At 51.0% G+C, this 22013-nt stretch carries 15 protein-coding genes and 2 pseudogenes; 9 read left to right on the forward strand and 8 right to left on the reverse strand.

Annotation, left to right across the window (positions count from 1 at the left end):
• Positions 1-3 precede the first annotated feature (3 nt).
• From thrS to ogl, 4 genes are all read right to left on the reverse strand, one after another.
• Entirely contained in the window at positions 4-1932 is a 1929-nt protein-coding gene (thrS, locus tag DPA2511_RS10540) for a threonine--tRNA ligase (protein WP_015853751.1), read from the reverse strand.
• A 302-nt stretch (positions 1933-2234) separates the two neighbouring features.
• Positions 2235-2486, reverse strand: a complete 252-nt coding sequence (locus DPA2511_RS10545; RefSeq protein WP_404821625.1) for a YebO family protein — start codon at positions 2484-2486, stop codon at positions 2235-2237.
• Between the two features lie 180 nt (positions 2487-2666).
• A complete protein-coding gene (kdgR, locus tag DPA2511_RS10550) occupies positions 2667-3458 on the reverse strand; it encodes a DNA-binding transcriptional regulator KdgR (protein WP_015853753.1) in 792 nt (263 codons plus the stop codon).
• A 209-nt stretch (positions 3459-3667) separates the two neighbouring features.
• Positions 3668-4834, reverse strand: a complete 1167-nt coding sequence (gene ogl / locus DPA2511_RS10555; protein ID WP_015853754.1) for an oligogalacturonate lyase — start codon at positions 4832-4834, stop codon at positions 3668-3670.
• Positions 4835-5244: 410 nt separating this feature from the next.
• Between ogl and DPA2511_RS22820 the strand changes: the two are divergent.
• Positions 5245-6072, forward strand: a pseudogene (locus DPA2511_RS22820) (IS4 family transposase); the annotation flags it as partial.
• Positions 6073-6119: 47 nt separating this feature from the next.
• Here the strand turns inward: DPA2511_RS22820 and htpX are convergent.
• From htpX to icd, 3 genes and pseudogenes are all read right to left on the reverse strand, one after another.
• Complete coding sequence (htpX, locus tag DPA2511_RS10565; RefSeq protein WP_015853755.1) at positions 6120-7004, reverse strand: protease HtpX; 885 nt, start codon at positions 7002-7004, stop codon at positions 6120-6122.
• A gap of 329 nt (positions 7005-7333) precedes the next feature.
• Positions 7334-9489: pseudogene (locus DPA2511_RS21550) on the reverse strand (putative bifunctional diguanylate cyclase/phosphodiesterase).
• A gap of 744 nt (positions 9490-10233) precedes the next feature.
• Entirely contained in the window at positions 10234-11487 is a 1254-nt protein-coding gene (icd, locus tag DPA2511_RS10575; RefSeq protein ID WP_015853757.1) for an NADP-dependent isocitrate dehydrogenase, read from the reverse strand.
• A gap of 132 nt (positions 11488-11619) precedes the next feature.
• On the opposite strand from icd, the gene rluE reads away from it, so the two are divergent.
• From rluE to DPA2511_RS10615, 8 genes are all read left to right on the forward strand, one after another.
• The gene (gene rluE / locus DPA2511_RS10580) at positions 11620-12246 is read left to right on the forward strand and encodes a 23S rRNA pseudouridine(2457) synthase RluE (protein ID WP_023638308.1); all 627 of its coding nucleotides are present in this window, start codon (positions 11620-11622) and stop codon (positions 12244-12246) included.
• Positions 12239-12691, forward strand: a complete 453-nt coding sequence (locus tag DPA2511_RS10585) for an NUDIX hydrolase (RefSeq protein WP_015853759.1) — start codon at positions 12239-12241, stop codon at positions 12689-12691. The genes rluE and DPA2511_RS10585 overlap by 8 nt, the downstream gene beginning before the upstream one ends.
• 122 nt (positions 12692-12813) lie before the next feature.
• On the forward strand, positions 12814-13926 hold the full coding sequence (gene mnmA, locus DPA2511_RS10590; protein ID WP_015853760.1) for a tRNA 2-thiouridine(34) synthase MnmA: 1113 nt from the start codon (positions 12814-12816) through the stop codon (positions 13924-13926).
• A gap of 311 nt (positions 13927-14237) precedes the next feature.
• Entirely contained in the window at positions 14238-14867 is a 630-nt protein-coding gene (gene hflD / locus DPA2511_RS10595; protein ID WP_015853761.1) for a high frequency lysogenization protein HflD, read from the forward strand.
• A 111-nt stretch (positions 14868-14978) separates the two neighbouring features.
• A complete protein-coding gene (purB, locus tag DPA2511_RS10600; RefSeq protein ID WP_015853762.1) occupies positions 14979-16346 on the forward strand; it encodes an adenylosuccinate lyase in 1368 nt (455 codons plus the stop codon).
• Between the two features lie 177 nt (positions 16347-16523).
• Positions 16524-17195: a two-component system response regulator PhoP gene (phoP, locus tag DPA2511_RS10605; protein ID WP_015853763.1), complete on the forward strand. Its 672-nt coding sequence runs from the start codon at positions 16524-16526 to the stop codon at positions 17193-17195.
• A 19-nt stretch (positions 17196-17214) separates the two neighbouring features.
• Entirely contained in the window at positions 17215-18666 is a 1452-nt protein-coding gene (phoQ, locus tag DPA2511_RS10610) for a two-component system sensor histidine kinase PhoQ (RefSeq protein ID WP_015853764.1), read from the forward strand.
• A 227-nt stretch (positions 18667-18893) separates the two neighbouring features.
• On the forward strand, positions 18894-20015 hold the full coding sequence (locus tag DPA2511_RS10615; protein ID WP_015853765.1) for a ribosomal protein uL16 3-hydroxylase: 1122 nt from the start codon (positions 18894-18896) through the stop codon (positions 20013-20015).
• A 234-nt stretch (positions 20016-20249) separates the two neighbouring features.
• Here DPA2511_RS10615 and pepT read toward each other — a convergent pair whose 3' ends face one another.
• Positions 20250-21518 carry a peptidase T gene (gene pepT, locus DPA2511_RS10620; protein WP_023638309.1) on the reverse strand — a complete coding sequence of 423 codons (1269 nt, stop codon included), beginning with the start codon at positions 21516-21518 and terminating at the stop codon, positions 20250-20252.
• Positions 21519-22013: the final 495 nt, after the last annotated feature.

The raw sequence follows: 22013 nt of genomic DNA on the forward strand, positions 1-22013 counted from the left end.
ACCTTATTCCTCCAACTGATGAAGACTACGGCTGCGAATCTCTTCCTGCAGCTTATTGATCACTTCACTGACATCGATACTCCCCAAATCCTTGCCCCGGCGGGTACGGACAGCTACTTTGCCTGCCTCGACCTCTTTATCACCACAAACAAGCATATAAGGAACACGCCGTAAAGTGTGCTCGCGGATTTTAAAGCCTATCTTCTCATTTCTCAAGTCTGCTTTGACACGAATACCTGCATCCTGCAATTTTCTGGTCAATTCGCTGACATAATCAGACTGACTATCGGTAATATTCATTACCACAACCTGAACGGGAGCCAGCCATGTCGGGAAGAACCCGGCAAACTCCTCAGTCAGAATACCAATAAAGCGCTCCATGGAGCCTAAAATCGCCCGATGGATCATAACCGGAACCTGGCGCTCATTGTTTTCACCGACATAGGATGCATTCAGTCGGCCAGGCAATGAGAAATCAAGCTGGACAGTACCACACTGCCAGGCGCGATCCAGGCAGTCATGTAGAGTAAATTCGATTTTCGGGCCGTAAAATGCACCTTCTCCCGGCTGGTATTCAAACGGAATGCCATTCTCTGTCAGAGCCGCCGCCAAATCCTCTTCGGCGCGATCCCACATTTCGTCACTACCAATGCGCTTTTCGGGACGGGTTGACAATTTAACCGCTATTTTCTCAAAACCGAAGGTGCCATACATGTCATACACCATCTTAATACAACTGTTCACTTCGGTACGAACTTGTTCTTCAGTACAGAAAATATGCGCATCATCCTGAGTAAAACCGCGTACACGCATCAGCCCATGCAGAGAACCAGACGGTTCGTTACGATGGCAACTACCGAATTCCGCCATACGCAGGGGAAGATCGCGGTAGGACTTCAGGCCCTGATTGAAAATCTGTACATGACCAGGACAGTTCATCGGTTTAATACAATATTCCCGGTTCTCTGACGAAGTTGTAAACATCGCTTCTTTGTAGTTTTCCCAGTGACCGGTTTTTTCCCACAGAACCCGATCCATCATAAATGGACCTTTAACTTCCTGATATTGATATTCTTTCAGCTTCATACGCACGAAAGCTTCAAGCTCACGGAAGATCGTCCAGCCATCGTTATGCCAGAACACCATCCCCGGTGCTTCTTCTTGCATATGATAGAGATCAAGCTGCTTGCCAATTTTGCGATGATCGCGCTTGGCCGCCTCTTCCAGACGCTGCAAATATGCGCTCAACTGTTTCTTGTCAGCCCACGCAGTACCGTAAATACGCTGCAGCATTTTGTTATTACTGTCGCCACGCCAGTATGCGCCTGAAGTTTTCTGCAGTTTGAAATGATGACAAAAACGCATGTTCGGCACATGCGGACCGCGGCACATATCAATGTATTCTTCGTGATGATAGAGGCCTGGTCGATCGTCACGGCTAATATTTTCGTCAAGAATGGCCACTTTGTAAGATTCGCCGCGCGCAGCAAAAGTATCACGCGCTTCCTGCCAACTTACTTTCTTCTTAATGACGTCGTAGTCTTTTTCAGCCAACTCATGCATCCGCTTTTCAAGCAGATCCAAATCTTCCTGAGTCAAGGGACGGTCTAGGTCGACGTCATAATAAAAACCATTGTCGATAACCGGTCCAATCGCCATTTGAGTTTCCGGCCACAACTGTTTGATGGCATGCCCCAACAGATGCGCACAGGAATGACGGAGAATATCCAGTCCGTCGTCATCTTTGGTAGTGATAATTGACAACTGAGCATCAGTTTCAATCAAATCGCGCGCATCAACCAACTCACCATTGACCTTGCCCGCGATACACGCTTTCGCCAAGCCAGGGCCAATATCCGATGCAACATCAAAAGGAGAGACGGCACGCTCGTAATGACGCTGACTACCATCAGGAAGTGTAATAACAGGCATGTTAATTCCCTTATCTGCAGTGGTGATCCACACGAAAGATCACATGCAAAAGATAATTTCTGTTTAGTTTTTCAGTTCGAAAAAATATTTAACCCACAATTGTTAAATAATATTCCGACTATCCGTAGGTTACAGCGTTCCAATCCTGCCAATAACCCGACGGCGTAGAGTAGCACTCTGCGCCACGCCACGCCACCGCTCGGCATAAGAATCTAGACGGATAAAACATGGAGATAGCTCAATAGCAAAAAAAACCGCGTTGCCTTACCGCGGTTTTTTCTGCAGCGGATGAAATGAAACACTCACCGTTCGGGAATCATACCGCCCAAATAAAGTTCAGCTTCATTTGGAACCGATTGCTGAGGTTCAGCCTCTTCCGTATGTTCCGTTGTAGGTACCAATGATTGTAACAGAACTAGCTGCTGTTTCTGCTGTTCGACGATCTCTTGCAATAACCTGATCTGCTCATTGGCGCGCACGCTGGCACGATTGATAAAAAACCACACGAGAATAACCAGTAATACGACTAAACCGACAAATACAATCTCAAGCATGCTTGAAACCAACCCACTCATGTCTAAAAACCTGCCACTTAACTGACCCAGGCGCTCATTCTATCACTTGCACAATGAAAAATTCGATAACCGCCTTCTTTGATGGGAGCACTGTCGGCAATAACGGTAAAAAAGCCTGTCATAATGACAGGCTATATAGATTCCTACTCGAAGATGAAATCAGAATGGATAGTCGTGGTATCCCATCTGATCAGAGATATTCCGCGCTGCTGTGTGCAACATTTCGACATATTCGTGTTTGCTTTCTTCCGAGAAGCGTATCGTTGGAAACGAGATACTTAACCCGGAGATAACGACCCCAAAACGATCAAACACCGGAACCGCGATACAACGCAGTCCCTCTTCCTGCTCTTCGTTGTCTTCGCCATATCCTTGCTCGCGCACCAGATCCAGCTGAGACATCAGTTCTTCAGTATTGCTGATGGTTCGAGGCGTACTGCGTGTAAACTCGACATTAGACAAGATGCCCCGCACCTCTTCCTGATCGCGCCAAGCCAACAAGACTTTGCCGATAGCGGTACTGTGCAGCGGGTTACGGCGCCCGATTCGTGAATACATACGCAAATTGTACATAGAGTCAATTTTGTGGATATAGACAATGCTGTCCTCATCCAGCGCACCAAGGTGGATTGTTTCCCGAGTCAACGCGGATAATTCGCGCATTTGAATATCAGCGCTGCGAATCAGATCCACGTTCTGCAACGCTTTAGCACCCAGTTCAAACAATTTCAGTGTTAAAGAATACTTTTCTGACTCGCCTTCCTGAGCGACATACCCCAAGGATTTCATCGTCTGCAGGAAACGATAAACTGTACTTTTCGACATCATTACACGCTGAGAGAGCTCGGTAATACCAATTTCCCGCTCTTCCCCCAACGCCTGCAAAATGCCAAAGACCTTCAATACTGACGACACGGAATCGGGCTGTTTATCTAAATCTGCAATAGCCATTTTTGTGGTTACCCTACTCAGTTTTTCTTGTTTTAAAAAAAATAGAACGCTTGTTCTAGTATAAAGGGAACGTGTTGGGGATAGCAATCAAGCATTGCCATAACCCGCAATTCTTCACAAACTCTGCGTAGTTATGGCATTACCAGACACGAATATCTAATCCCGGGAAATAACAAACCGCGCTCATCCATGGCGCGGTTTCGTAATAATTACTGCCAAACAGATTCCGGTATTTTTGCCAGATACAGCGCTGGTTTTCCATCAACGTCGGACGTAAACAGAATTTGCTTATTATCAGGCGTAAACGACGGATGTGGATGTGTTACTTGACGATCCCCTTCCAGAACCTCCCAGGACGTATTGTGCTGTGCGACACGATGCTGACGCCCCGTTTTCATATTGAAAACATAGAGGAAAGGATCATTCTCAATCTTGTAACCACCGTCGTCTTTTACGTCAACAGGGGCATTACATCCATCACCCACCATCAAGGAACCATCATGGTTACTCATCAAGTGGGAACATGGCGGCATCTCAGCTACCTGGTGATTCTCCTGAGTGACGGGATTGATGCTGCAAATAAACCGATTGGTTGCACCTTTAAGGTAGGATACGTACACCAACGCAGAACCATCCGGCACCCAGAATTCATGCGTACAGCTTTCACCGGGAGCATGTTCCTTAACTTTGCGCATATTCGATCCATCTTCATTGATAAACCACATACGCGCATCAACCAGATCATGCGGGCCTTCATGGCAGAAAGCGACCGTATTGTCATCGCCCGGACGATAGATCGGATGTCCAAGCCATTGATTTTCTTGCAGGATGGTTGTGGCCTCGCCCGTTTGAAGATCGATGCGAATCAGGCGGCAGCATGGATTAGTGAAATAAAACTCCTGGAATTTTTTCCAGTCTGTTAGAGGTTTCCAATCTTCTTTCTTAATCTCAATCCCGACCATCTTGGTGCAGTCGGAATTCGCGACCCAGGTACCGTAGCCCACCCATTCATCCGGCACTTGATAGATAGTTTTCTCTTCCAGAGTTTCCAAATCGACTCGCATCAGATTGCGGACATTCTTAACGTAATAAAGCGCATCATCTTTCGGAGACAGAAAACCCCCAAATGTATTATCGCCTTTTCCTTCAGTAAGTTGTGTTGCCTGCTGTGTTTTCAGGTCGAGCAGGTAGTAATTCCACGGGCCATCAAACGCTCCGCCAAACAGCAACTTGCTGCCGTCACTGGTAAAACATTTCTGATAGAAATAATTACGGTGACAAATGACATCGGGCGGAGTGAGACGAACCACTTCCGTACCGGTCGCAGAATCCTGGTAAGTATGAAATGTAAAAGAAAGCTTTTTACCTTTAGCCATCCGTAAATCCTTAGTGCTTATCGTGAAAATTCAGACGCCACTGCCTTCGTCATTTTGACAGACAATTAAACGCCTTATCTTGTCAACATTGTAGAAACAATGTTTCATTTTTCTGTGATCCCGATTTTATTTTATGAAACATCATCCCATTTTTCACTAACTGTTTTGACTGAAGCTATAACACCCGGATGACTGATACCACATGTCCTGCATATATCGCGCAAGTATCCCGCGTACTATGCCGCTACTGGCTGTCTTACATAGAAGATGCATTCAATATCCATTCAGAATACGCTGGATGTAAAAAAGCCCGCTATTACGCACAATGCTGATCAGTTAAGGATCCATTGACCAATCCTTCTGTTGTAGGACAATCCGGAACCATTCATTGGTTCCGGATTTTTTTATGTCGGCAGACCCCCTACTCGATGCTACGGTTGGTCACGCTCATGAATGTTCGCTCCCATGTGATTGCCAATGCGGCGAGCAGACCGTACCGCAAAGGGGAAATTCCCCTACCCAGCGCGTTCATCTAATCATTGCCGGACAATTCAGTGATCTTGTTGGATACGGGGTTCTTCAGTGCCGATCTGTTGCTGCATATTCAGACCGAAGCCACTAACCGCCACTGGCTCATCCCAGAGCGCAAGGGGCTGGTGTATACAGAACTTGAGCGCTATGGCGACAGCGACCGTCTGTTGCAAATGAAGGTCTCGCAAGAAAAACCCAGCGCAGCCAACGCACTGGCAAGTTCGCGCAGTGACCTATGCGGTGGCAGGCAAGGAGAAAACGGTATTTACTTCCCTCCCCGAGGCGCGATTCAGCGCAGCTCAGGTGGTGCCCCTGTACCACGAGCGCTGGGAAATCGAGCTGGGATACAGGGATATCAAAAGCCCGATGCAGCACAATGCCATCACGCTGAGGAGCAAGAAGGTGGACTGGGTGTATCAGAAGCTGTGGGTGCTGCTTGAATACAATCTGGTCAGGCGTGAGGCGAGTCAGGCAGCCATCGCCCATCAAAGAGCAGCCAATGAGGTGAGCTTCAAGTTTGTCTGTCAGTTCATAGCAAACCAGATGGCGGTGATGACGGGTGCGTTATCGCCAGCGCACACACCATGGAGATTGGCGGAGTTGCGGGGCAGCACAAGCTCATGTTCATAGAAAAACGCCCCAGGCCATCGAGGCCTAGGGCGGTGACGATATCAAAAACCCACTTTCCGGTAGGCCACTCCGCTTAAATGATCAGCATTGCGGCAATGCGGGGCTTTGAGACATTCGGTTGCTATTACTTCAGGTATTCACCATTTCGTAATGCCTCAATCCGTTTATCCAACGGAGGATGTGTCATAAACAATTCGCTGAAAGACCTGGATTTACCATTAATACAAAATGCCATCATCGAGCTGGCTTCCTGAGGTTCATAACTCACTTTCAAACGCTGCAGCGCGGCAATCATTTTTTCACGCCCCACCAACTTTGCAGAACCTGCGTCAGCATGGAATTCACGATAACGGGAGAACCACATAGTGATAATGCTGGCCAAAATTCCAAATACCAGATCCAGAACGGTGGCGACCGCAAAGTATACCAGTGGATTTCCAGCGCTATCGCCCTCTTCATTATCACGATTTCCAGCAACAAACGTCGATACAATCTGGGCAATCACTCGTGAAATGAAGAATACAAAGGTATTCACAACCCCTTGAACAAGCGTCATGGTAACCATATCGCCATTGGCCACATGGCTAATCTCATGTGCAATAACGGCCTCTGCCTCATCTCGGGTCATGTTTTGCAACAACCCGGTACTCACTGCGACCAGAGAAGCATCCCTACGAGCGCCCGTGGCAAACGCATTAATATCGGGAGCATGATAGATAGCAACCTGCGGCATGGCGATGCCGACCTGCTGAGACTGGCGGCTAATCGTGTCCAGCAACCAACGTTCCGTCTCATTACGTGGTTGTTCAATCACTTCTCCGCCGACAGACCGTAATGCCATCCATTTCGACATCAGTAGAGAAATCACTGAACCACTAAAACCCACGATTCCAGACAGGATAACCAATCCCCATAAGCTGTTGGATTTTATGCCCGTAAGGCTGAGCACAATACCGAAAACAACCATGACAGCCAGGTTGGTGAGCAGGAAAAGCGCGATACGCATCATATAAATCTGATTTCCTCTATTCAGCGAAAGCAACAATGGTTTGTTTGCAAGAACATCGTATGGGTTAAGCACCGATTTTCAAGCATTGATAACCTTTTTGTTACCGGATAAACATAACTTTACATTTTCACCACCAATGATACACATATGGCGTCGAGTAAAGAGATATCGCTCATGCCAGAAATACAGAACCAGAGGGCCATTTTCAGTACAAGCGGTTTGAAATTGCATTCCAATACGGCGCAAAGATTAGAGGAAAATAAAGATCATCAATCGATAATGCAGACTGCTATTGACATACCATCCATCCCAGATATTTCACTCTCACACTACCCACCCAGATCGAGTAACTTTTCAAACTCAGTAGAGGGCATCGGGTGGCCAAAAAGATAACCTTGCGCCTGTTCACACCCTTTATTGCGCAAGCGTTCACATTGCTCTTCGGTCTCCACCCCTTCAGCGATAACATCCAGACCAAAACTCTTACCCAGATACAAAATGGCCCTGACAATCGCTGCATCCGGTGCTGAGTCACACATTGTTCTGACAAATGTCTGATCAATTTTAAGCCGAGTTACCGGATAATTTTTCAACATGCTTAACGAAGCATACCCCGTACCATAATCGTCAAATGCAATGCCAACACCAAGGCTACGTAATTCATTTAACGGCTTCAGCATATTTTCGTCATAGCGCAGAATAATATTTTCCGTAATCTCCAGTTCGAGTGAACTTGGCTTCAGCCCTGATTTCGCCAACACTGATTGAATTTTCTGCGCCAACATACCGGAACGGAATTGCGCGGCAAACAGGTTGATACTGATCCGGAAATTTTCAGCCCCACCCTTGTACCATTCCGCCGCCTGTTGACAAGCCGTCTCAACAACCCAGTCCCCAATGCGCTCGGCCCAAGGCCCCCGCTCCAAAGCGGAAAGAAACACAGCCGGCGTCAGTAATCCCTTGTAGGGGTGCCGCCAACGTAGCAAGGCTTCCGCACCAACAACCTTATTGCTGATCAGACTGACTTGCGGCTGGTAAAAAACTTCGAACTCCTTCTGCTCATAGGCCCTGATAAACTCAAGCTGAAATGCATGCCGTGCTTGAAAAACTTCCCGCAATTCACGGGTAAAAAAGCGATAACAGTTACGACCGTCAGATTGGGCTTTATAAAGAGCCAGATCCGCGCTAGTGAGCAAATCTTGCGAAGTCATTCCGTGAGAAGGCGACATGACAATACCAATACTGGCGCTGATATTGATTTGTTGATTATCGATTTGTACCGCCTGAGAAATATCATTAATGATTCTCTCGGCTAAGTCCGCCACCAGCTCTTCCGTATTCAAACCAGGCAACAGCATGGCAAACTCATCGCCCCCCATCCGGGCGACCAGATCCTCGGGCCGGGCATTCGCCTGTAAGCGTTTGGCTACGCTGGTAAGAATCTCATCACCACTCGAATGACCGAGGCTATCGTTGATATCTTTGAAACCATCCAGATCGATGATCAGTACCGCTACCGCCAGATCACTCTTCAAGACGTGATCCAGGGTCGAAGCCAGCAGGGTTCTGTTTGCCAGACCGGTCAGAGGATCGCGATGCGCTTGCAGAAACAGCCGCTCTTCATAACGTTTTCGATCCGTCACATCACGCAGAATCGCCCCATAACGGGTTTGGTTGTCGTTTTGCCACATGGAAACCGACAGCTCAACCGGCACCAACGTGCCGCTTAACGTCCGGGCCTCAAGCTCCATCGCACTTTTCCTGAACAACGAAACTTTGTCCGTTGCCAGATGATGCAGTTGAACTACAAACATATCAGGAATAATAGTGCTGATATGCTCACCGATAATTTGCTCACCGGTGTATTCCAGGCATTTTTCCGCGGCCTGATTCCAATAGGTAATGATGCCTTTATCGTTTACGCACAATACGGAATCAGGAGAGGATTCTGAAACGGACTCAAAGCACGCCTGACTGGATTTCCGAGCCAGATCCAAACGACGCATTTCCAAACGATCCATAACCAACGTGGCAAGGTCTTGCAGGTTGTGCGCATCACGCGCACTCAAGGATGCGCGAGGTTTGTTGTCAATAATACTGAGAGCGCCGATCGGATATCCGCTTACTGTACGTAACGGAATTCCGGCGTAAAAACGAATATGCGGCTCACCGACTACCATCGGGTTATTCTTGAAACGAGGATCTTTGCGGGCATCAGGAACAACCAACATACGTTTTCGGAGAATCGCATACGTACAAAAAGACGCTTCCCGTGTCGCTTCATGCGTGGATATGCCAACACTTGCGGCAAACAGTAAACGTTCTTCTTCCAGCAGAGAAATCTGCACGATTGGGACGTTGAACACATTCGCCGCCAGACGAACCAGATTATCGAAACCCGGATCAGACAACGGTTCATTGACGCCATACTCACTCAATGCCGTAAGCCTGTTTTTTCGTCATTATTGGTTGGGGCTCGACTCATGGGGGTTCCCCTCACATTATCCATTGTTTTTTTTCGTCAAAAATTCGTAGCCTATCGCAGTACCGGTGTTTGCGTAACTTTATTACGTAAAAATCATTGTTGGTGAATAAATTCACCGAACTCACCCAAAGAAATTAAAAATGCTCGCTGGCTACTATCCTTCGTCGCACTCCGCCCCTGCAAACGGGATCATATCTATTATGCAAATTATCAGACCGCATTTTACAGAATAGCAAAATGCCGACGATGAGGAAGACCTTAGGTCAATATTTTCTGAGGTTACAATGCTTTCCGATATCAATGACGTAGTCAAAAGTCGTTAATTATCTTAATAGATCGCTATTTTCAATCACCCACTATCAAGTTGATAACCCATTACTATAAATTCATGTTCTCACCGGTTAACGACGACTTGTTATCCCATTGACTTCATTTCCCCATCCGATTGCGATACAGACATTCTTTCCCTCAGACATCCGAACGACTGAACAAAAAATACCAATTAAATAATAAGTGTTTATATGAATTGCCAGATCTCGCTGTTTTTTCATGCAAAAAAATTTTTGCATAACCGCAAAAAGATAATTTTAGCCGGTGGAAAGAAAAATATAGCTAGAAGCAGCAAAACTGACTGTTTAAGACTGGGTGGGGAGTTAAGAAGGTAACGCGCACACGCTAAAAAGGAAAAACAGCGCCGCGGATGGTTACACCATTCGGCGTAACACAAAGCGCGACGCTCATTACTTACATATTGTCGATGATGTCTTGCGCAAACTCGCTACACTTACGCAGTTTAGCACCGTCCATCAAACGTTCGAAATCGTAGGTCACAGTCTTGTTCTTGATAGCGCCTTCCATACCTTTGACGATCAAATCTGCGGCTTCATACCAACGCAAATGACGCAGCATCATTTCGGCTGAAAGAATGACGGAACCGGGGTTAACCTTGTCCTGGCCTGCATATTTCGGCGCGGTACCATGAGTCGCTTCAAACAGTGCGCACTCGTCGCCGATATTGGCTCCAGGCGCGATACCGATACCACCCACCTGGGCGGCCAGTGCATCAGAGATATAGTCGCCATTGAGATTCATACAAGCGATAACATCGTATTCAGCAGGACGCAGCAGGATCTGTTGCAGGAAAGCATCCGCGATCACATCCTTGACGACAATTTCTTTGCCGCTGTTCGGATTCTTGATGCTGACCCACGGCCCACCATCAATCAGCTCGCCGCCAAACTCTTCACGGGCCAACTGATATCCCCAATCTTTAAAGGCGCCTTCCGTAAACTTCATGATATTGCCTTTGTGCACTAGCGTGAGCGAATCACGATCATTAGCAATGGCATATTCGATTGCTGCGCGTACCAGGCGTTTGGTTCCTTCTTCCGAACAAGGTTTCACACCGATGCCACACTGCTGCGGGAAGCGAATTTTCTTCACGCCCATTTCATCCTGCAGAAACTTAATCACCTTGTCTGCTTCCGCTGAACCGGCTTTCCATTCAATGCCGGCATAAATGTCTTCTGCGTTCTCACGGAAGATGACCATATCGGTCAACTCAGGTTGTTTCACCGGGCTGGGTGTACCTTCATAATAACGAACCGGACGCAGACAAACATACAGATCCAACTGCTGACGCAACGCCACGTTCAGCGAACGGATACCGCCCCCTACCGGGGTCGTCAACGGCCCTTTAATCGCAACACGATATTCGCGGATAAAATCCAGTGTTTCATCCGGCAGCCATACGTCTTTACCGTAAATCTGAGTCGATTTCTCACCCGTATAGATTTCCATCCAGGAAATCGTGCGCTGGCCCTGATAGGCTTTTTTCACTGCAGCATCAACGACTTTAATCATGGCTGGAGTGACGTCGATGCCGATACCATCACCTTCAATAAAGGGGATAATCGGGTTATCAGGAACAATCAGTTTGCCCTGAGCGTCAACTGTAATTTTTTGCCCTTCTGTCGGTACAACTACTTTGCTTTCCATTTACCTCTCCTTCGAGCGCCATTTTGTTAATGACTTGTAAGATGGGTGTCAATTTTACTTGAATATTCAGCCCGCGCCAATCACAAACCGTTTTCGAGTATAATGGTTTTGTCACCTACGGCCAGTATTAAGATGAATAAATTCCCTGTTAAAAATCAAAAACTTAACCGTTTCAGTTCACGCTCGCGCGTAAAATCCATACCGATCGGACAAGCACGACGTATCGTGCTGTTTAATAAACCGTTTGATGTGCTTTCCCAGTTTACTGATGAATCAGGAAGAGAAACGCTGAAAAACTACATACCGTTTGGCGACATCTATTCAGCTGGTCGACTTGATCGCGATAGTGAAGGGTTAATGTTGCTGACGAACGACGGCAAATTGCAGGCCCGGCTGACCCAACCCGGTAAAAAAACACCCAAAATCTACTATGCCCAGATAGAGGGCATACCCGACGAAGCCGCATTGCAAGCGTTTCGCACCGGGCTGCAACTGAACGACGGTCTGACCCAACCGGCGGGCGCAGAACGTGTGGATGCACCGCTGTGGTTATGGCCTCGAAATCCGCCGATCCGGGAACGCAAGCAAATCCCGACCAGCTGGTTAAAAATCACGCTTTATGAAGGCCGTAACCGGCAAGTCCGCAGAATGACGGCCCACATCGGTTTCCCAACGCTACGCCTGATTCGCTACAGTATGGCCAACCACACGTTAGATGGATTACAACCCGGGGAATGGAAGGAGATCGATCATGTTTAAACCCCATGTAACCGTCGCCTGCGTCGTACAGGCTGAGGGGTATTTTTTAGTTGTCGAAGAAGAAATAAATCACAAGATGCTGTGGAACCAGCCGGCCGGGCACCTGGAGGCTGACGAAACACTGTTGCAGGCCGCCAGCCGCGAGTTGCTCGAAGAAACCGGTATTCACGCCCAACCACAGAGTTTGCTGCAAGTTCACCAATGGATCGCACCAGACGGTACCCCTTTTCTTCGTTTCAGCTTCGCGATTGATTTGCCGGAGCGTCAGCCGACGGCGCCACGTGACAGCGATATTTCCTGTTGCCACTGGCTGAAGCCGGAAGAGATTTTGAACGCAGCCTGCCTGCGCTCACCGCTGGTTGCCGAGAGTCTGCGCTGCTACCAGCGTGGGCAACGCTACCCGCTCAGTCTGTTTGAGGCGTTTAACTGGCCCTATTCTCTCTAGTTTTCCCCACCATGCCCGAAGGGATTCGGGCTGCGATCGTGCGGGGCCAGGCCGATTGTGATACCTTATAACGCCTGTTTTTCGCCTCAGGGCTTCCATGTATTCAGTTCGCGAGATTTTCCATGTCAGATAACAGCCAGAAAAAAGTCATTGTCGGCATGTCCGGCGGCGTTGATTCATCCGTTTCCGCCTACCTGTTGCAACAGCAAGGGTATCAGGTAGAAGGCCTGTTCATGAAGAACTGGGAAGAGGATGACGATACGGAATACTGTTCCGCTGCGGCCGATTTGGCCGATGCGCAAGCAGTCTGCGACAAACTGGGCATCGAACTGCACACCGTGAATTTCGCCGCCGAATACTGGGACAATGTCTTTGAGCATTTTCTTGCTGAATACCGTGCCGGACGAACCCCAAACCCGGACATCCTGTGCAACAAGGAAATCAAATTCAAAGCCTTTCTGGAGTTCGCCGCAGAGGATCTCTGCGCAGACTATATCGCCACCGGGCACTACGTGCGCCGGCAGGACATTGCCGGTAAAAGCCGCTTGCTACGTGGGTTGGACAACAACAAAGATCAAAGTTACTTCCTGTATACGTTGAGTCATGAGCAGGTGGCGCAAAGCCTGTTTCCGGTCGGCGAACTTGAAAAACCGCAAGTCAGGCGGATCGCGGAAGAACTGGATTTGGCCACCGCCAAAAAGAAAGACTCCACCGGCATCTGCTTTATCGGCGAGCGCAAATTCCGTGACTTTCTGGCCCGCTATCTGCCAGCGCAACCGGGCGCCATTATTTCTGTCGACGACGGCAAAACAATGGGCGAACACCAGGGGCTGATGTACCACACTTTGGGGCAGCGCAAAGGGTTAGGCATTGGCGGCGTCCGTGACGGCGGCGACGATCCCTGGTACGTGGTCGATAAAGATGTCGCCAATAACATATTGTATGTCGCCCAGGGGCACGAACATCCGCGTCTGATGTCGCAAGGCCTGATCGCCCAGCAGCTGCACTGGGTCGATCGCGAGCCGCTGAGTCAACCGCAAACCTGCACGGTGAAAACCCGTTACCGGCAGGCGGATATCCCTTGTACCTTGACGCCGCTGGGTGAAGAACGGGTGGAAGTGCGTTTCGAGTCCCCCGTCGCGGCGGTAACGCCGGGGCAATCCGCCGTGTTTTATCAGGGCGAAGTGTGCCTCGGCGGCGGCATCATTGAAGAGCGCTTTGGGCTGACCGCATAACAAGAACACCTCTTCAGGGGGAGCTTACAGGCGCCCCCGATGCTATTTCGTCGCGGGGTATGCCGTCGTTTTTTCTGATTTTTCGCTAAACTGAAAACATTTATATCAGACGACTCGACGACAGACTGATGGCATCGACCGGCATGCTTCACGCTGGGTTCATCGCCCTTTTTATGGCATGATTCTGCACGCATGAGAAAGCCGGGTAACGTCTACCCGGCTTTGATTTTTTCTCTGCGTCCATGGTGCTGATCGCGAGGGCTTAAACAGGCCATTCCACAGCCAGTTGGATGACGATAACAGGAGTAATTGTGGCTAAGAATTATTACGACATCACGCTGGCGCTGGCGGGCATCTGCCAATCAGCCCGGCTGGTACAGCAGTTGGCGCACCAGGGAACCTGCGACGCCGACGCATTCAGAACGTCGCTGAGCAGCATCCTGATCGTCAACCCCGCCACGACTCTCGACGTTTTCGGCAATACGGAAAAATACCTTCGCGCCGGGCTGGAGACACTGTTGGGCATATTGAGCAGTGCACATGAAAATCTGGGCGCCGAATTATCGCGTTATACCTTCAGTCTGATGGCGCTGGAGCGGAGGCTGAACAAAAATACCGACGCCATGAACGAGTTGGGCAACCGTATCAGCCAATTAGATCGACAATTGGATCACTACGAGCTGCTGTCGGATGCCTTCATCAACGTGCTGGCGGGGGTCTATGTGGATGTCATCAGTAAACTGGGCCCTCGAATTCAGGTCACTGGCGCGCAGGAAGTGCTGAAAAATTCACAGACGCAAGCCCGGGTCAGAGCGGCGCTGCTGGCAGGCATCCGCGCTGCCGTACTGTGGCAGCAAATCGGCGGCGGCCGTCTGCAACTGATGTTTTCCCGAACCCGGCTGATCAAACAGGCGCAGGACATTCTGTCTCGCTGCCATTAACAACTACCGTCAGGCTCAGGCGCCGCGCGGCTTATTCCGGTTCAGCGCCCGCCATGAGATAATGTAAAAACAACCATTATTTTTTGAATACAATCCCAGGAGTTGCTTGCGATGGAATTATCCTCACTGACCGCCGTTTCCCCCATTGATGGACGCTACGGCGATAAAGTCAGCATGTTGCGCACCATTTTCAGTGAATTCGGCCTGCTGAAATTCCGTGTGCAGGTTGAAGTACGTTGGCTGCAAAAACTGGCGGCCTGTGCAGAAATCAAGGAAGTTCCTGCATTTGATGCCGACGCAAACGCTTTCCTTGATAAAATCATTGCCGAATTTAACGAGGCGGACGCGGCCCGCATCAAAACCATCGAGCGAACCACCAACCACGATGTCAAAGCCGTGGAATATTTCCTGAAAGAAAAAGTGGCCGCCGTCCCCGCGCTGCACGCGGTTAACGAATTCATCCATTTCGCCTGCACGTCCGAAGACATCAACAACCTGTCCCATGCGCTGATGCTGGATACCGCACGCCGTGATGTCGTACTGCCGTTCTGGCGCCAAATCATCGACGCCGTCAAACAGCTGGCGCGACAGTACCGCGACTTTCCTTTGCTGTCCCGAACCCATGGGCAACCCGCAACGCCGTCGACAATCGGCAAAGAATTCGCCAACGTCGCCTATCGGATGGAGCGCCAGTATCGCCAGCTGCAGCAGATTGACATCCTGGGTAAAATCAACGGCGCCGTCGGCAACTACAACGCACACATGGTGGCTTACCCAGCCGTGGATTGGCATCAGTTCAGCGAAAGCTTCGTCACCTCGTTGGGTATCCAGTGGAACCCTTACACCACGCAGATCGAACCGCATGACTACATTGCCGAACTGTTCGATTGCATCGCCCGCTTCAATACCATCCTGCTCGATTTCGATCGCGACATGTGGGGTTACATTGCCCTGAACCACTTCAAGCAAAAAACCATCGCCGGTGAAATCGGCTCCTCCACCATGCCGCACAAGGTCAACCCCATCGATTTTGAAAACTCGGAAGGTAATCTGGGCCTGGCTAACGCGGTAATGGGGCATCTGGCCGGTAAATTGCCTGTATCCCGCTGGCAACGCGATCTGACCGACTCCACCGTTCTGCGCAACCTGGGCGTAGGCGTCGGTTATGCCGTGATCGCCTATCAGGCCACCCTCAAGGGTATCAGCAAACTGGAAGTCAATCAGAATCACCTACTGGACGAGTTGGATCATAACTGGGAAGTGCTGGCCGAGCCGATTCAAACAGTCATGCGCCGTTACGGCATTGAAAAACCTTACGAAAAGCTGAAAGAGCTGACTCGGGGGAAACGTGTGGATGCTGAAGGTATGCGGGCCTTTATTGACGGGCTCGCACTGCCGGAAGACGAAAAAGTGCGGCTGAAAGCCCTGACGCCGGCCAATTATATTGGCCGTGCCGTGAAACTGGTCGACGAACTTTAACTTCCGCCCCTTCGGGCAGATGCCGCGCCGCATCTGCCCGCATATTCTGCTAAACCGTTTAACCTCAGTTGATAACAATGGTGGATAATTCTGACCGACCTGCCACTATTATTTGGCAGTGGTCTGCCCTCATCCGCGTGCAGACGCTCATCAAAAACAATGACAGAGGAAAAAGTCATGCGCATTCTGGTTGTTGAGGATAACGTCTTGCTACGTCACCACCTGACGGTTCAGATGAATGAACTGGGGCACCAGGTGGATGCGGCGGCCGACGCGAAAGAAGCGGATTACTTTCTGCATGAGCACGCCCCAGACATCGCCATTGTCGACCTGGGCCTGCCGGTTGAAGACGGCACCAGCCTGATCCGCCGCTGGCGCGCCAGGCAGGAAAAGCTGCCGATTCTGGTACTGACCGCGCGGGAAAGCTGGCAGGAAAAAGTGGCGGTGCTGGAAGCCGGCGCCGATGATTACGTGACCAAACCCTTTCATCTGGAAGAAGTCATGGCACGTATTCAGGCGTTGATGCGACGCAACAGCGGCCTGGCCTCACAGGTTATCAGCCTGCCGCCCTTTGAAGTGGATCTCTCCCGCCGTGAATTGATGGTACATGGTGCGCCGGTCAAGCTGACGGCGTTCGAATACACCATCATCGAAACGTTGATTCGCAATATCGGCAAAGTTGTCAGCAAAGAGTCGTTAATGCTGCAACTGTATCCCGATGCCGAACTGCGTGAGAGCCATACCATTGATGTGCTGATGGGGCGGTTGCGCAAGAAGTTACAAGCAGCCAACACCAATGAGGTAATCACTACCGTTCGCGGCCAGGGTTATCGTTTCGACATCCGCTGATTATGATTCCAGGGCTGACATGGCCAAAAAATCCCCGTTTTCACTCCGGTTCCGCTTTTTGATCGCCACCGTGGCGATCGTGCTGGCCCTGTCGCTTTCCTACGGTATCGTCGCGGTCGTAGGCTATAGCGTCAGCTTTGACAAAACCTCTTTTCGCCTGCTGCGCGGAGAAAGCAACCTGTTCTACAGCCTGGCGCAATGGCGCGACAACCAGCTCACCATCGCTACCCCGCCCGAACTGGATATTAACTATCCAACGTTGGTGTTTATCTACAACGAGCACGGCAAACTGTTGTGGCGGGAACGCGCAGTGCCGGAATTGGAATCGCAGATCAAACCGGAATGGCTGGAAAAAACCGACTACCACGAATTAGACGCCGACACGCGCACCAGCAATGCGGTATTGCAGGGTAGCCCGCAGATACTGGATAAACTCCACGCTTACAACACGGAAGACAAAACGCCGTTTACCCACTCCATCGCCGTGAACGTTTACCCTGCCACCCCTCATCTGCCCAAGTTGGTGATTGTGGTGGTAGACCGGGTGCCGCAAGAATTACAACAGGCGGATGTGGTCTGGGAATGGTTCCGCTACGTATTTATCGCACATCTGGCGTTGGTACTGCCGTTGTTATGGCTGGCGGCGCACTGGAGTTTACGGCCGATCAAACATCTGGTGCGGCAAATCCGGGAGCTGGAAAACGGTTCTCGTGAGCATCTGGACGAGAATCCGCCGCGGGAACTGGCCAGTCTGGTGCGCAATCTGAACACGTTGCTGAACAATGAACGCCAGCGTTATCACAAATATCGCACCACGCTCACCGACCTGACCCACAGCCTTAAAACCCCGCTGGCGGTACTACAAACCACGTTACGATCGCTGCGTACCGGCAAGGAGCTGACTATCGAACAGGCCGAGCCGATTATGCTGACGCAAATTAGTCGCATCTCTCAGCAGATCGGCTACTACCTGCACCGCGCCACCGTTCGCACCGAACACCTGGTCATGCCCCGAGAAGTCCATTCGGTGCCCGCTCTGCTGGATGCGTTGTGTTCCGCACTCAACAAGGTCTATCAGCGCAAAGGGGTGGTACTGACCATGGATATCGCGCCCGAACTCACCTTTATCGGCGAGAAGAACGACTTTATGGAAGTGATGGGCAACATCCTCGATAACGCCTGCAAGTATTGCCTCGAGTTTGTCGAGATCAGCGCCTGCTATTCCGGCCAGAAACTACACCTGGTGATTGACGATGACGGCCCCGGCATCCCCGACAGTAAACGGGACGTGATCTTCCAGCGCGGACAACGCGCCGACACCCTGCGTCCCGGTCAGGGGATCGGCTTGTCCGTGGCGGCGGAAATTATTGAGCAATATCAGGGGGAAATCGCGATCGGCAACAGCACGCTTGGCGGCGCGCGCGTCGAAGCCATTTTCGCCCGTCAGCACCTTCATCAGAACGATGTCTGAGCGTTATACCGTCAAATTACGCGGGTAGAGCAATGCGGGGGAGATGAGCGGCAACGCTCGCTTCGCTTACACGGATGTGACTGACCATCCCATGCCCGGCCGGTATTTCCCGTTGCAGCGAATTCATCCGGGAGTGTGATACGCCCCGGATGTTGGTGGAAGAAAAGGACAGCGCCATTCGGCTTCCGTTATACTTGCCGTTAGCCTCCCGTTACTGGAAATGCGTTATGAACTATCAACTTAATATTGACTGGCAGGACTTTATGGCCCGTCACTGGCAAAAATCGCCAGTGATCATCAAAGGGGGGTTCACCCATTTCATCGACCCCATCACGCCGGATGAATTGGCCGGGCTGGCGATGGAAAACGAGGTCGACAGCCGGCTGGTCAGCCATCAGGACGGGCGGTGGGATGTCAGCCATGGCCCGTTCGACAGTTATGATCATCTGGGCGAAACCAACTGGTCGCTGTTGGTGCAGGCTGTCCACCATTGGCATGAACCGTCGGCAGCACTGATGCGCCCCTTCCGCCACCTGCCTGACTGGCGCATTGACGACTTGATGATCTCCTTCTCCGTCCCCGGCGGCGGGGTGGGCCCGCATCTGGATCAGTATGACGTATTCATCATTCAGGGGACGGGGCGGCGGCGCTGGCGCGTAGGGGCGCAGGTTCCCATGAAACAGCACTGTCCGCATCCCGATCTGCTGCAGGTGGATCCCTTCGAGGCCATCATCGACGAAGCGCTCTCTCCAGGCGATATCCTGTATATCCCGCCTGCATTTCCGCACGAGGGGTACTCGCTGGAAAACTCCATGAGTTTTTCTGTCGGTTTCCGTGCGCCCAGCGCACGCGAGCTGGTCAGCGGGTTCGCCGATTACGTGCTGACCCGGGAACTGGGCAGCCGCCGTTATAGCGATCCGGATATTCTGCCCCGCCCTCATCCGGCGGAAATCCTGCCGCAGGAAGTGGATCAGCTTCAACAGATGATGCTGGCGCTGGTGCAGGATAAAGAGTCGTTTCATCGTTGGTTCGGGGAGTTTGTCTCTCAGTCTCGCCATGAACTGGATCTGGCGCCGCCGGAGCCGCCTTATCAACCGGGAGAAATCTACGAATTGCTACAACAGGGCGAATCCCTGCGGCGGCTTGGCGGGCTGCGCGTATTGTGCCTGGACGGCCTTTGCTACGTGAACGGCGAAGCGCTGGAAACCCGCCATCAGAACGCTCTGTCGGCGCTGGCGCGGCACTATACACTCGATAGCGCCCTGCTCGGCGATGCGCTTGACGACCCGGCATTTCTGGCGAAGCTAGCCGAGTTTATCAACAGCGGCTACTGGTACTTCGCTGACTGACATCAATACCGCCCGCTGACGACCCAGTCTGATGCGAAAAAAACCAGGGGGAGATGCCGAATGGGCCTCCCCCTTATGTTGCCCGTTGCACAAGATTATGCTGGGCAAATGCAAACGGGTATTCCCGACGGGATGCCCTTTTCGATGCTCACTCCGCAGACACCGAGGTTTAACTAACGGGCATGCGGTGTTCCCTGCCCATTCCGCCGTGATACAAGGGCCCGCTGAGATCACTCAGACTCGCGCCGATACCGTATCGCTCACCGACTGCCGGTTTTTGGCGCGCAACGCGGTCAATTCAGCAATTCGCATAATCACGGAAACGGCGCTTTCCATGCCTTCCAGCGTGACAAATTCATGCTTACCATGGAAGTTATAGCCGCCGGTAAACAGATTTGGGCACGGCAATCCCTGAAATGACAACTGCGCGCCATCCGTACCGCCGCGAATCGGCTTCATGATGGGCTCAATGTCGCAATCCCGCATCGCCTGCTGCGCTAGCGCAATCACATGCGGATGTTTTTCCACCTGCTCACGCATGTTGTAGTAGTTATCGGTGATCGTGACCTCGATATAGCAATCCGGATGCAGCCCTTTACCCACTTTTTCCGCGATGGCCACCATAGTCTGTTTCCGCTGTTCAAAACGCTCACGCTCAAAATCGCGGATGATATAGTGCAGCTCGGCACGCTCTACCGACCCTTTAGCGCTATGGAGATGGTAAAAGCCCTGATACCCCTCGGTGTGCTCCGGCGTTTCATCAACAGGGATTTCCTGATGGAAACGGGTCGCCAGCGTTAGTGCGTTGACCATCACGCCTTTGGCGCTGCCCGGATGGACATTATTGCCGACGATCTTGATAGTGACCGATGCTGCGTTGAAGTTTTCACACTCCAGCTCTCCGACGCCGCCGCCATCCACCGTATAGGCCCATTCGGCATTAAACGCCGCCACATCAAAATGCTGTGCGCCCTTGCCCACTTCCTCATCCGGTGTGAACGCAATACGGATTTCACCATGCGGCACCTGACGTTTCTTCAAACGCACCATTGCCGTCATGATTTCGGCAATCCCAGCCTTATCATCAGCCCCCAGCAAGGTTTTTCCATCGGTGGTGATCAGCGTTTGCCCCAACAGATGGTGCAATACCGGGAACATCACCGGCGACAGCACTTCATCGCCCATGCCCAGCGCGATATCGCCACCCCGATAATTTTCAACAAGTTGCGGATTCACACCCTTGCCGCAATAATCCGGCGACGTATCCATATGGGAAACGAAACCGATAACCGGTACAGCCCATGCCACATTGGCAGGCAGCGTCGCCATCACGCAGCCATGCTTGCTGATGGATACCTGTTCAAACCCCAGCTCAACAAGTTCCTGCTGCAACGCCTGCGCCAGTTTCAGCTGACCTTCCGTGCTCGGCACTTGGCGAACGCCAGATTTGGCCTGTGTATCAAAAGAAACGTAATTCAAAAAACGATCGAGTAATTTTTCCATCATCTACCCCCCAGATGGACGATTGGTTTCATTATGGAGAGGCGGTTATAGGCAGATATTGCGTCAGGTCAGTTTTTGTTTGGTTTCGTTACCGTTCGTTATAATTACGAGAAGCCCGCCCAATGCGGCATGCGGACCATTTAACCCTCCGGCACCATGTATCGACGATATTGCGCAACCTTCCGATAACGTCTGTTCCACATCACCGCGACGCTCTACCCGCGCTCAGCTCGTCGCCCACGCCCAATCCGCCCGCCACGGCATGCGCACTGGCTGAATGCGACACACGGGTCAGGTTGCAAAGAGTGAATAAAGGGTATGACGAGAACGAAGGGTGGCAGACAAGTATCCGGTATCGCCCTGAACAACGAGGCGTCAATCAATGAGTCATCAATTTCCACACACGTTACACATCAGATATCGGACGGGTCGGGATGGAAAAACACGCACGACACCTGACGCTTCGCCGTTAATCTCAGCGCCTGCAGGGCGAAC

This window comes from Musicola paradisiaca NCPPB 2511 (assembly GCF_000400505.1).
In the GTDB taxonomy this organism is placed as follows: Bacteria; Pseudomonadota; Gammaproteobacteria; order Enterobacterales; family Enterobacteriaceae; genus Musicola; species Musicola paradisiaca.

Coding starts and splice junctions, on each gene's coding strand:
- phoP (WP_015853763.1), top strand. CDS start 16,524: ATGCGCATTCTGGTTGTTGAGGATAACGTCTTGCTACGTCACCACCTG.
- mnmA (WP_015853760.1), top strand. CDS start 12,814: ATGTCAGATAACAGCCAGAAAAAAGTCATTGTCGGCATGTCCGGCGGC.
- kdgR (WP_015853753.1), bottom strand. CDS start 3,458: ATGGCTATTGCAGATTTAGATAAACAGCCCGATTCCGTGTCGTCAGTA.
- purB (WP_015853762.1), top strand. CDS start 14,979: ATGGAATTATCCTCACTGACCGCCGTTTCCCCCATTGATGGACGCTAC.
- rluE (WP_023638308.1), top strand. CDS start 11,620: ATGAATAAATTCCCTGTTAAAAATCAAAAACTTAACCGTTTCAGTTCA.
- DPA2511_RS10545 (WP_404821625.1), bottom strand. CDS start 2,486: ATGCTTGAGATTGTATTTGTCGGTTTAGTCGTATTACTGGTTATTCTC.
- phoQ (WP_015853764.1), top strand. CDS start 17,215: ATGGCCAAAAAATCCCCGTTTTCACTCCGGTTCCGCTTTTTGATCGCC.
- pepT (WP_023638309.1), bottom strand. CDS start 21,518: ATGGAAAAATTACTCGATCGTTTTTTGAATTACGTTTCTTTTGATACA.
- DPA2511_RS10585 (WP_015853759.1), top strand. CDS start 12,239: ATGTTTAAACCCCATGTAACCGTCGCCTGCGTCGTACAGGCTGAGGGG.
- icd (WP_015853757.1), bottom strand. CDS start 11,487: ATGGAAAGCAAAGTAGTTGTACCGACAGAAGGGCAAAAAATTACAGTT.
- thrS (WP_015853751.1), bottom strand. CDS start 1,932: ATGCCTGTTATTACACTTCCTGATGGTAGTCAGCGTCATTACGAGCGT.
- htpX (WP_015853755.1), bottom strand. CDS start 7,004: ATGATGCGTATCGCGCTTTTCCTGCTCACCAACCTGGCTGTCATGGTT.
- ogl (WP_015853754.1), bottom strand. CDS start 4,834: ATGGCTAAAGGTAAAAAGCTTTCTTTTACATTTCATACTTACCAGGAT.
- DPA2511_RS10615 (WP_015853765.1), top strand. CDS start 18,894: ATGAACTATCAACTTAATATTGACTGGCAGGACTTTATGGCCCGTCAC.